This window comes from Sphingomonas olei (assembly GCF_045369765.1).
GTDB classification, from domain to species: Bacteria; Pseudomonadota; Alphaproteobacteria; order Sphingomonadales; family Sphingomonadaceae; genus Sphingomonas; species Sphingomonas panaciterrae.
This window is the reverse complement of record NZ_JBIQEU010000006.1, coordinates 177,689-187,181: the sequence shown is the minus strand read 5'-3', so window position 1 is coordinate 187,181 and position 9,493 is coordinate 177,689. Positions and strand designations below refer to the sequence as shown.

The 9,493-nt window shown below is 66.6% G+C and carries 9 protein-coding genes; 4 read left to right on the top strand and 5 right to left on the bottom strand.

Features of this window, described 5'->3' with window-relative positions:
- Positions 1-116 precede the first annotated feature (116 nt).
- Positions 117-1,583 carry a lipopolysaccharide biosynthesis protein gene (locus ACH0BU_RS09685; RefSeq protein WP_296222666.1) on the top strand — a complete coding sequence of 489 codons (1,467 nt, stop codon included), beginning with the start codon at positions 117-119 and terminating at the stop codon, positions 1,581-1,583.
- A 7-nt stretch (positions 1,584-1,590) separates the two neighbouring features.
- Here the strand turns inward: ACH0BU_RS09685 and ACH0BU_RS09680 are convergent, their stop codons facing one another.
- Positions 1,591-2,019: a CBS domain-containing protein gene (locus ACH0BU_RS09680; RefSeq protein ID WP_136450862.1), complete on the bottom strand. Its 429-nt coding sequence runs from the start codon at positions 2,017-2,019 to the stop codon at positions 1,591-1,593.
- A gap of 102 nt (positions 2,020-2,121) precedes the next feature.
- Between ACH0BU_RS09680 and ACH0BU_RS09675 the strand changes: the two genes are divergently transcribed.
- Positions 2,122-2,427, top strand: coding sequence for a hypothetical protein (locus ACH0BU_RS09675; protein WP_231621953.1), 306 nt, complete (start codon positions 2,122-2,124; stop codon positions 2,425-2,427).
- A gap of 133 nt (positions 2,428-2,560) precedes the next feature.
- Here the strand turns inward: ACH0BU_RS09675 and ACH0BU_RS09670 are convergent, their stop codons facing one another.
- The 4 genes from ACH0BU_RS09670 to hisS all read right to left on the bottom strand — a co-directional run bounded on the left by ACH0BU_RS09670 (position 2,561) and on the right by hisS (position 6,840).
- Entirely contained in the window at positions 2,561-3,454 is an 894-nt protein-coding gene (locus ACH0BU_RS09670; protein WP_500263992.1) for a DUF4167 domain-containing protein, read from the bottom strand.
- A gap of 257 nt (positions 3,455-3,711) precedes the next feature.
- Positions 3,712-4,527: a peptide chain release factor N(5)-glutamine methyltransferase gene (gene prmC, locus ACH0BU_RS09665; protein WP_046409595.1), complete on the bottom strand. Its 816-nt coding sequence runs from the start codon at positions 4,525-4,527 to the stop codon at positions 3,712-3,714.
- A complete protein-coding gene (prfA, locus tag ACH0BU_RS09660; protein ID WP_046409593.1) occupies positions 4,520-5,593 on the bottom strand; it encodes a peptide chain release factor 1 in 1,074 nt (357 codons plus the stop codon). Before prfA ends, prmC begins: the two co-directional genes overlap by 8 nt.
- Complete coding sequence (gene hisS, locus ACH0BU_RS09655) at positions 5,590-6,840, bottom strand: histidine--tRNA ligase (RefSeq protein ID WP_296222659.1); 1,251 nt, start codon at positions 6,838-6,840, stop codon at positions 5,590-5,592. Before hisS ends, prfA begins: the two co-directional genes overlap by 4 nt.
- Positions 6,841-6,888: 48 nt before the next feature.
- Here hisS and ACH0BU_RS09650 point away from each other — a divergent pair, with 48 nt between their 5' ends.
- Both ACH0BU_RS09650 and ACH0BU_RS09645 read left to right on the top strand, forming a co-directional pair.
- Positions 6,889-7,533, top strand: a complete 645-nt coding sequence (locus tag ACH0BU_RS09650) for a DUF1345 domain-containing protein (protein ID WP_296222660.1) — start codon at positions 6,889-6,891, stop codon at positions 7,531-7,533.
- 33 nt (positions 7,534-7,566) lie between these two features.
- Positions 7,567-9,483 (top strand): M61 family metallopeptidase, encoded by a 1,917-nt coding sequence (locus ACH0BU_RS09645; RefSeq protein WP_314472398.1) that lies wholly within the window; start codon positions 7,567-7,569, stop codon positions 9,481-9,483.
- Positions 9,484-9,493: the final 10 nt, after the last annotated feature.

Below are 9,493 nucleotides of genomic sequence, written 5' to 3'. Positions count from 1 at the left end.
GCACCCGCCCACACCGTCAAACACTTTTTGCAGTCTTCCTACACAACACCAACAAAACCACGCTTTTCCGCGGGTTTTAACTTGCCCTGAAGCCGCAGCGCTGTAGCGAATCGGCCATGGACGCCCCCGCCAGCCCGCCGAAACAGGTCGAATCGTTCGCCAGCCAGGTGCGCAATGCGGTTATCTGGCGCTCGGGCACGCAGATCGCGGCGCAGCTGGTGCAATGGGCCTCCACGTTCCTGGTCATCCGGATCCTGTCACCGGGCGACTATGGGCTGTTCGCCATGACCGGGGTCGTCATGGCCTTCCTCAACATGCTGAACGGCTACGGGCTGGCGAGCGCGGTGGTGCAGCAGCGCGACATCACCAGCCGGCAGGTCCAGCAATTGTTCGGCATGCTGATCGTGCTGAACCTGTCGCTAGGCGCGGCACAGTTCGCGCTCGCGCCGCTCGCCGCCGCTTATTACCGCCAGCCGGAGGTCGCGCATCTGCTGCGTGTCCAGGCGCTGATCTATTGCGGCACGCCGTTCATCGCCCTCCCCCAGGCGCTGCTGAGCCGAGAGATGGATTTCCGCCTGCAGGGCCGGGTCAACATCCTTTCCTCCGTTGCGGGCGCAACAACCGCGTTGGGGGGCGCTTATGCCGGATGGGGCGTATGGACATTGGTGTTCGCGCCCATGGTGCTGTTTGCGACGCGCGCGCTGGGCATGACCATCGCGGCGCGCATGTGGATCCGGCCGATATTCGACTTTCGCGGGGCCGGCGCGCTGGCCCGGTTCGGCGGAATGATGGCTGCGAGCCAGCTGTTCTGGTTCCTCCAGAGCCAGGCTGACGTGTTCATCGCGGGGCGGCATCTGAGCGTCTATGATCTGGGCATCTATACGACCAGCCTGTTCCTGGCGCAGATCTTCGTGTCCAAGTTCGTGCCCCCGCTGAACGAAGTCGCCTTTTCCGCCTTTGCGCGCATCCAGCATGATCGTACGGCGACCGCCGCCGCCTTCATCAAGGGCGTGCGCATTGTGATGCTGGCCGCGTTGCCCTTCTATGTCGGGCTGGCGGTGACGGCAGAGCCGTTGGTGCTGGTGATGCTGGGGGAGAAATGGGCGGGCGCCGCCCCGGTCGTCCGGCTGCTGGCGCTGGCCATGCCGTTCATGACGCTCCAGGTATTATTTTCCCCGGCGTGCGATGCGCTGGGTCGGCCCGGGATCGGCGTGCGGACGGGTGCGATCGGCTCGATCATCCTGGCGGCCGGCTTCCTGGTGGGCGTGCGCTGGGGCGTAACCGGCCTCAGCCTGACCTGGATCATCTGTTATCCGCTCTACCTGGCGATCAGCTGCTCGCTGGCCCTCCCGGTGATCGGCGCGCGGGTGCGCGACATGGCGCAGGCGATCGCGCCGACGCTGGTGTCCGCCGGGGTGATGGCCGGCATTGTCGTGCTGATCGATCGCGCGGTAGACTGGCCGCCGGTCCTGCGGCTGCTGATGCTGGTGAGCGTCGGCGCCGCGACCTATGGCGCGATGCTGCTGGTGGTGGCACGCCCGCTGGTGCGCGAGACAGTCGCGCTGGTGCGCAACCGGGTGTGACGCGCAGCTAGGCCTGCTGGATATAGTCGCGCATCGCCGCGGCATCCGCCTCGACCCGATCGATGCGGTATTTGACGAGGTCACCGATCGAGACGATGCCGACCATCCGCCCCTGCTCGATCACCGGCAGGTGGCGGATGCGGCGCCGCGTCATCAATGACAGCGCCCCCATCACCGCATCCTGCGGCGAGACGGTGACGGCGGGTGCGGTCATCACCTCGCGCACGGGGCGATCCAGCACGCTCGTGTCGCCTTCCTTCAGGCAATAGATGACATCGCGTTCCGAAAATACGCCGGCGACCTCTCCGCCATCGAGCACGGGCACCGCGCCGATGCGTCGGTCGGCCAGCAGCGCCACTGCGTCGCGAACCGAATCGCCAGCCGTTACCGTCACGATGTCGTGACCCTTGCCGCTCAGGATTGCCGCGATCGTCAACGCCTCTCTCCTTATCGTCAGAGGGCCCGTGCGACGGCTCAGGAGCCGATCGCGGGCGCCTTCATGCTGGAAGACTGCGCCATTTCACGGCAAATGGAAAGCATGAGCCGCCTTGATGACCCTGAATACGCCCGTTTCGCCTGGGCACGATTTCGCCGCCTGTTGAGCTGGAGCGGCGTCATCGGCGTGATCGCATCGGTCCTGGCGATCTGGCTGGTCGGACGCGCCTATGGCGAGCTTAACTGGATCGCGGCGCTTGCCACCGTGGGCGGTGTGACAGGATCGGTGCTGATGGCGGGCGCGCTGATGGGCCTCACCTTCCTGTCGTCGGGAACCGGCCATGACGAGGCGGTCGACACGCGCGATTTCGAGGAACGCGACAATGCAGGGAATGTGGGCCGCCCCTGACGCGCCCAGCGTTTCCCGCGAATCCGATCATCAACAACCCGGCCCTCGATGACGGGTCAGAAATGACGAAGGGCCAGTGACGCGCCTTGCGTCACCGGCCCCTGGTTGATCAGCAATCGCCAATCGGTTCGCTTCAGGCGTCGACTTCCGCCGGCGCCACGATCGTCCGACGGCGCCGCGGCTTGGGCGACGCATCCCCCGCCGGATCCTCAGCGCCGATTGCCGGCGGCAGCGCGCTGGCATCGAAGCCAAGCTGATCGCCGTCCTCGGCCACCACCTTGCGCGGGCGACCGCGACGCTTGGGCGCCAGCGTCGCATCGGCCGATCCCTCGCCCGCTACCGAAGACTGGCTCACCGGCGGCTGGCTCGTCGGCGCTTCGGCGTCGCTGGTCAGTGCACGATCCGGCGCGCCGGCATCATTGCCCGAAGAAGCGACGTCGCCGCCAAATTCCTCGCGCGGCTGGCCGTCGCGCTGCCCATTATACCGCGGGCGGCGTTCGCGCTGGCGATCACCATCCGATCGGCGATTGTCGGAGCGCTGCACCGCACCCTGCTCACCATCGGCGCGCTGTTCGTCGTCGCGGTGCATGCGGGCACGATCGTCATCGCGCTGGCCGCGGGGACGATCATCACGCTGGCGCGCACTGCGGTCACCGCGGTCGTCCTGACCGCCACGACCCTGCTCATCCGCCCGGATCGCCTCGCCCTCGTCGCCATATTCCTCGTCGCCGTCGAAGTCGTTCTGCGGGCGGCGTTCGCGGTTATTATCCTCGTACCGGCCGCGCTGGTCGGCGAGCACGCGGAAATAATGGTCAGCGAACTGGAGGTAATATTCGGTGTTTACCCGATCGCCCTGGCGCTGCGCGTCCAACGCCATGTTCTTGTACTTTTCGTACAACTGGCTGGCGTTGCCGCGCGCGCGACTGTCAATCCGATTGCCGTTATCGCGCGAACCCTGGTTCCCGCCACCTTGCGGGCGCTGTCCACCGCGGCCGCGACGACGGCCGTTCTGACGATTGTTGATCAAAATACTGTCCTCGTCCTCAAACCAAAAACGGCCTTGCTCCCGGGATATTCGGTGCAACATTCCCCGGCCCGGGCGGAAGCGGCGGGTAACGCCGCACCTTCAAGGCCTGCCATGGCCGCCGGACTGCAGCGGCTGATGACGAAGGGTGGGCGATCCGCCCAATTCAACAGACAATGTTGATTTGCGTGCCCCTGCGCTCGCCATAGCTGCTGAGCGGGCTATCTCAAAGAGAAATATTGTGAACCGGCCGTGTCGTTTCAAGGCGTGATAACAAGGCAACGGTCACGTCCCGCCAAGTCCTGCCGAAATGTGACGTGAAGTCCCTCCGCCGTGAACAACGCACCGGCGGAGTGACGCTGATCCGCGCCGATCTCCACACAGGCGACGCCGCCCGGCGCGATCTGACGCCGGAGCAACGGCGCGATCCGCGCATAATCCGTGAGCCCGTCGGCGCCCGCATAGAGCGCGGAGGCGGGTTCGTGCCCGGCAACCTCGACCGGGAGGGCGGCATCACGCGCGATATAAGGCGGGTTGCACAGAACCAGGTCGAATTGCTGGCCGGTACCGTGCCAGTCGCCGGCCAGGATCGTGGCGCGGCCGGGCGCAATCCGGGCTGCATTGGCCGCCGCAATGTCGAGCGCGGCCGGCGACGCATCGATGCCGACCCCGGTCGCAGCCGGCCACTGGTCCAGCGCGGCGAGCAGCAACGCGCCGGAGCCTGTCCCCAGGTCGAGGATCGTGCCGGGTCCCGATGTGCCGGCGAAAAAGTCCACCGCGGCCTCGATCAGCGTCTCGCTGTCAGGACGGGGGATGAGGACGCCGGGAGCGACGGCGAGGTCGATCGTCCAGAAGGCACGCGTGCCGGTGATATAGGCGATGGGCTCATGCGCGGCGCGGCGCTCCACCAGATCGGCGAAACCGGGGGGGACCGGCTGATCGCCGAGGGTCAGCAACAGGCGTTCGCGGGTGATACCAAGCGCGTGGGCGAGCAGCAGCTCGGCATCGAGCCGCGGCGTTTCGGAGAAGCCGAAGCGCGCCGCCGCGGCATTGAGCGCGGCGCGCGCCTCAGCCATCGAGCGTGGCCAGCCGCTCCGCCTCATCCTCCGCGATCAAGGCGCCGATCAGCTCGTCCATGTCGCCGGCGAGGATTTCGGGCAGGCGATGCAGCGTCAGGTTGATGCGGTGATCGGTCACGCGCCCTTGCGGGAAATTGTAGGTGCGGATCCGCTCCGACCGGTCGCCGCTGCCGACCATCGACTTGCGCGCGCCCGCGCGCTCCGCGTGAAGCCGCTCACGCTCCATCTCGTAGAGGCGCGTGCGCAGCACCTTCAGCGCCTTGGCCTTGTTCTTGTGCTGCGACTTCTCGTCCTGCTGAATCACTGTCAAGCCCGTGGGGATGTGGACGATGCGCACCGCGGAATCGGTCGTGTTGACCGACTGGCCGCCAGGGCCGGACGAGCGATAGATGTCGATGCGCAGATCCTTGTCGTCGATCTGCACGTCGACGTCCTCCGCCTCCGGCAGCACCGCGACCGTGGCCGCCGAGGTATGGATCCGCCCGCCGCTTTCGGTGACGGGCACGCGCTGCACGCGGTGGACGCCGCTTTCGAACTTGAGCTTCGCGAACACGCCGGTGCCGGTGACGGAGGCGACCACTTCCTTGTAGCCGCCGGCATCGCTTTCCGAGGCGGAGATCAGCTCGACGCGCCAGCCCTGGCTCTCGGCATAACGCTGGTACATGCGGAACAGGTCGCCGGCGAACAGCGCAGCTTCGTCGCCGCCGGTGCCGGCGCGCACTTCGAGCATGGCCGAGCGTTCGTCCGCCGCGTCGCGCGGCAGCAGCGCCAGCGCGAGCTTTCGATCGGCCGCCTCGAGCGCGACCTTGTTCTCGCGCAATTCGTCCTCGGCCATGGCTCGAAGCTCGGCATCGCCGTCGCCCGTCATGTGCGCGAGGCTTTCGGCCTCCTGCCGCAGCCGGCGTACCTCGGCCGCTGCCTGCGCGACCGGCTCCAGCTCGGCATATTCCTTCGACACTGCGACGAAGCGGTCGCCCGGCAAGTCGCCGGTCGACATCAGCGCGGCGAGTTCGTCACGCCGCGCCTCGATCTGGCGGATGCGATCCAGCGAGATGGCGGTCATTTATGCGCCGCGATCACCGGGTCGACGATGGCGCGCACCTGGTCGATCGCGTCCTGCCCGGCGCCATAGCCGCGCTGCGACACCTGAAGCGCGCCGTCACGCAGCGACAGGCTCATCGTCTGCGAGGGCTTGCGCTTCAGCGCCTTGTCGAACCGCTTGCGCGGGCTGCCCTCGATCGTCGCTTCCGCCGCGACACCGCCGCGGCGCAGCGCGGCGACCGCCGCTGTCGCCAGAAGCTCAAGGCCCGTGCTTTCCGCAATCACGTTGACCGGACCGGCGAATTCCGGCTCCTCCAGCAGCATCGCCAGCCGCTCGACGCCAGCTGCCCAGCCGACACCAGCGGTCGGCTGGCCACCCAGGCTTTCGACGAGGCCGTCATAGCGCCCGCCGGCCAGCACCGTGCCCTGCGCGCCGAGGCGATCGGTGACGAACTCGAACGCGGTGTGGCGGTAATAGTCGAGGCCGCGGACGAGCCGGTCGTTGCGGGTCCACTTCACGCCCGCCGCATCGAGGCCGGCGGTCACCGCATCGAAGAAGGCGCGCGCCTCCTCGGTCAGGAAATCATCGATCCCGGGCGCGGCATCGGCGATCGGGCGATCGCGTGGATCCTTCGAATCGAGGATGCGCATCGGATTCTTGTCGAGCCGGGTCAGGCTGTCCTCAGACAGGTCGCCGCGATGCGCCTCGAAATGCGCCACCAACGCCGCGCGCCAGGCGTCGCGCGTTTCGGCGTCGCCCAGCGTGTTGAGCTGAAGCGTCACGCCATCGGCGATGCCGAGTTCGTGCAGCAGCTGATCGGCAAGCGTCAGCAATTCGACGTCCGCCGCGGGTTCAGGCGCGCCGAGGATCTCGGCATCGATCTGGTGGAACTGGCGATAGCGTCCCTTCTGCGGGCGCTCGTAGCGAAACACTGCGCCAGAGGTCGCGACCTTCAGGGGCGCAAACTGCTGCCAGCCCTCGGTCAGATAAGCGCGCGCGATGCCGGCGGTGAATTCCGGCCGCAGCGTCAACGAATCGCCGCCGCGATCGGGGAAGGTGTACATTTCCTTCGACACGACATCGGTCGTCTCGCCGATCGAGCGGGCGAACACCTCGGTCGCCTCGAACATCGGGATCTCGACACGCTGGAAGCAATAGAGCTTGCGCACGCGATCGAAGGTGTCGAGCACCTGCGCGAAGCGGCGCTGGTCGCTGCCGAAAATGTCCTGCGTGCCGCGCACGCGATTGGGAGTCTGGATACGGGCCATCACGGCCGCATCTAGGCGCGCGTTGCGCGGCGCGCTAGCACCTGACGCATGACAAGGGCACGCAGCGAGTGGCGGGTCGGCAACAGGATCGCTCCGGCGCGCTTCCTGGCCTTCGTCGGCCTGCTGATCATCGCCTGCGGCATTGCGGTGATTGTCGGCACCACGCCCGGGCGCGCGCTGATGATCGGTTTCGACACGGCGAGCGTGGTCTTCCTCGTCTCCCTATGGCCGCTGCTCGACGACAAGACCGCGGACATGCGGCGGACGGCCGAGCGCAACGACGCCAACCGATCCGCCCTGCTTGTCCTGACGGCATTGGTGATGGCCGTAATCCTGGTGACGGTGGCCAGTGAACTGAGCGCCGAGCGCGTCGGCAAGGACCGAGTGCTGATCATCATCACGCTGGCGGCGGCATGGCTGTTCTCCAACATCGCTTACGCGCTGCACTATGCCCATCTCTTCTACACTCAGGATGAGGGGAAGGACGCCAGGGGGCTCGACTTCCCGACCGGCGACGCACCGGATTATTGGGACTTCATCTATTTCGCGTTCACGCTGGGCATGACGTTCCAGACCGCCGACGTGGCGATCCAATCGCGCGCGATGCGCCGAGTAGTGATCGGCCACGGGCTGGCGGCGTTCATCTTTAACCTCGGCGTCGTCGCCTTCACGATCAACATGCTCGGCAATTGAGCTTCGCGGCATTGGCCGCTAGCGGGGTCAGCCATGTTCCGTATCGTCATTGCGGGCGCGCTGCTCGCGTCCACTGCCGCCGTTGTCGCTCAGGTTCCCGCCGGCAACTCGACTCCCCAGCCCGCCGCCATTGTCGACACGATCCCGGCGCCGGTCGACCAGCCCTATCCCGGCACGATCGCGCTGAAGGTCGATGCGACCGACATCGGCCGCCGGATCTTTCGCGTCACGCAGACGATCCCGGTGGCAAAGGCCGGGCCGACGGTGCTGCTGTACCCGGCATGGCTGCCCGGCAAGCACGGGCCGCGCGGCGAGATCGAGAAGCTGGCAGGGCTGGTGTTCAAGGCCGATGGCAAGGTCATTCCGTGGACGCGCGACACGGTCGATGTCTTCGCCTTCCACCTCGACGTGCCGCAGGGCACCAAGACGATCGAGGCGAGCTTCCAGTTCATTTCCGCCACCAAGCCCGATCAAGGCCGCGTGGTGATGACGCCGGACATGCTGAGCCTTCAGCCCAATTCGGTGAGCCTCTATCCGGCCGGCTATTTCACCCGGCAGATCCCAATCCAGATGACGGTCACCTATCCGGAAGGCTGGACCGCGGCCGGCGCGGTGCCAGCCGAGGTGAACGGTTCGACCTACGTCTACCAGACGACCGACTATGACACGCTGGTCGATTCGCCGATCCTTGCCGGGCGCTATGGCAAGACATGGCCGCTCAGCAACCGGGTGAAGCTGGCGGTTTATGCCGACACGCCGGGCGAGCTTGCCGCCACGCCGGCGCAGATCGACGCGCACAAGCGACTGGTCGATCAGGCGGTGAAAACATTCGGCGCGCAGCATTACGACAATTACACATTCCTGCTGTCGATCACCGACAACCTCGGCAGCATCGGGCTGGAACATCACCGGTCGAGCGAGAATGGCGTGACGCCGGGCTATTTCACCAAGTGGAATGACGGGCCCGGCCGGCGCAACCTGTTGCCGCACGAGTTCACCCACAGCTGGAACGGCAAGTTCCGGCGCGGCGCGGATTCGTGGACGCCCGATTTCCGGATGCCGACGCGCAATTCGCTGTTGTGGGTGTACGAAGGGCAGACGCAATTCTGGGGCTATGTCCTCCAGGCGCGTTCGGGTCTCGTCTCGAAGCAGGATACGCTGGACCAGTTGGCGGCGATTGCGGCGCTGTATGACAGCCAGCCTGCGCGGCAGTGGCGCCCCCTGATCGACACCACCAACGATCCGGTGATCTCCGCCCGTCGGCCCAAGGGCTGGTCGAGCTGGCAGCGCAGCGAGGATTATTACAACGAGGGCCTGCTGGTCTGGCTCGAGGTCGATTCGATGCTGCGCCAGTTGTCGGGCGGCAAGAAATCGATCGACGATTTCGCCAAGGCGTTTTTCGGCGTGCGTGACGGCGACTGGGGCGTGCTGACCTATACGTTCGACGATGTCGTCGCGACGCTGGACAAGATCCAGCCGCACGACTGGCGCGGGCTGCTGACGCAGCGGCTGACTGAAAATGCCAAGGGCGCGCCCCTGTCCGGGTTCGAGCGCAACGGTTACCGGCTGGTCTATGCGGCCGAGCCGACGGCGTCGTTCCGTGCCAGCGAAAAGACCCGCAAGCACACCGACCTGACCTATTCCGGCGGGTTCGTGGTCGGCCAGGGCGGCGACGTCACCGGCGTCACCTGGGGATCGCCTGCATTCGACGCCGGGCTGACGATCGGCACCACGATCGTGTCGGTCAACGGCCAGAGCTATTCCGACGACCGGCTGAAGGCAGCGATCACCGCGGCCAAGGACAACCAGCAGCCGGTACAATTGTGGGTCAAGAACGGTGATACCTACCGTCAGGTGGCGCTCGACTGGCGCGGCGGGCTGCGCTACCCGCGGCTGGAAAAGACCGGTGCGGGAGAGACCGGTCTCGATCGGCTGCTCGCACCGCGCTGACCCGCGGGGC

Bases quoted from the DNA above. Each gene is read 5' to 3' on its own strand.
- ACH0BU_RS09675 (WP_231621953.1), top strand. From the start codon at position 2,122: ATGAGCCGCCTTGATGACCCTGAATACGCCCGTTTCGCCTGGGCACGA.
- prfA (WP_046409593.1), bottom strand. From the start codon at position 5,593: ATGACCGCCATCTCGCTGGATCGCATCCGCCAGATCGAGGCGCGGCGT.
- ACH0BU_RS09650 (WP_296222660.1), top strand. From the start codon at position 6,889: ATGACAAGGGCACGCAGCGAGTGGCGGGTCGGCAACAGGATCGCTCCG.
- ACH0BU_RS09685 (WP_296222666.1), top strand. From the start codon at position 117: ATGGACGCCCCCGCCAGCCCGCCGAAACAGGTCGAATCGTTCGCCAGC.
- hisS (WP_296222659.1), bottom strand. From the start codon at position 6,840: ATGGCCCGTATCCAGACTCCCAATCGCGTGCGCGGCACGCAGGACATT.
- ACH0BU_RS09645 (WP_314472398.1), top strand. From the start codon at position 7,567: ATGTTCCGTATCGTCATTGCGGGCGCGCTGCTCGCGTCCACTGCCGCC.
- prmC (WP_046409595.1), bottom strand. From the start codon at position 4,527: ATGGCTGAGGCGCGCGCCGCGCTCAATGCCGCGGCGGCGCGCTTCGGC.